This window comes from Ochrobactrum sp. SFR4 (genome assembly GCF_019730395.1).
Classification (GTDB): domain Bacteria; phylum Pseudomonadota; class Alphaproteobacteria; order Rhizobiales; family Rhizobiaceae; genus Pseudochrobactrum.
This window is the reverse complement of sequence record NZ_JAAPBB010000260.1, coordinates 1-414: the sequence shown is the minus strand read 5'-3', so window position 1 is coordinate 414 and position 414 is coordinate 1. Positions and strand designations below refer to the sequence as shown.

Sequence of the window (414 nt, the reverse complement as noted above, 5' to 3'; positions counted from 1 at the left end):
GTCACATCAACAAACCCGCCGATCATCCGCAAAGTTGTAGTCTTGCCGCAACCTGACGGCCCGAGAAAAGCGACCAGTTCGCCCTGCATGATGATCATAGAGACATCATTGACGGCGGTTACCGCGCCGTATTTTTTGGTAATGCACTGTAAAACAACATCAGACATGGGAATTTCCATTCTTGGTGATGACGGTCAAAATACACGGCTCAGCTTGGCGTAGCGGTCACTGATAACGAGCAGAACGCAGATGATCAGGATCTGCACACTGGCAACCGCGGCAACGGTCGAATCGAGGTTCCACTCCATATAATTAACCAGCGCGATCTGCAGGGTTGTGCGGCCGGGGCCGACAAGAAACAGTGACTTTTCCAGATCAATGAATGAGATTACAAAAGAAAATAGCGCTGCTGCG

1 protein-coding gene and 1 pseudogene are annotated in these 414 nt (G+C 50.5%); both read right to left on the bottom strand.

Features of this window, described 5'->3' with window-relative positions; genetic code table 11:
- Nucleotides 1-167 (bottom strand): ATP-binding cassette domain-containing protein (locus HBA93_RS24640; protein WP_221724322.1); only part of this gene is annotated, 167 nt, incomplete at its 3' end.
- 27 nt (nt 168-194) lie between these two features.
- A pseudogene (locus HBA93_RS18885) lies at nt 195-414 on the bottom strand (ABC transporter permease); the annotation flags it as partial.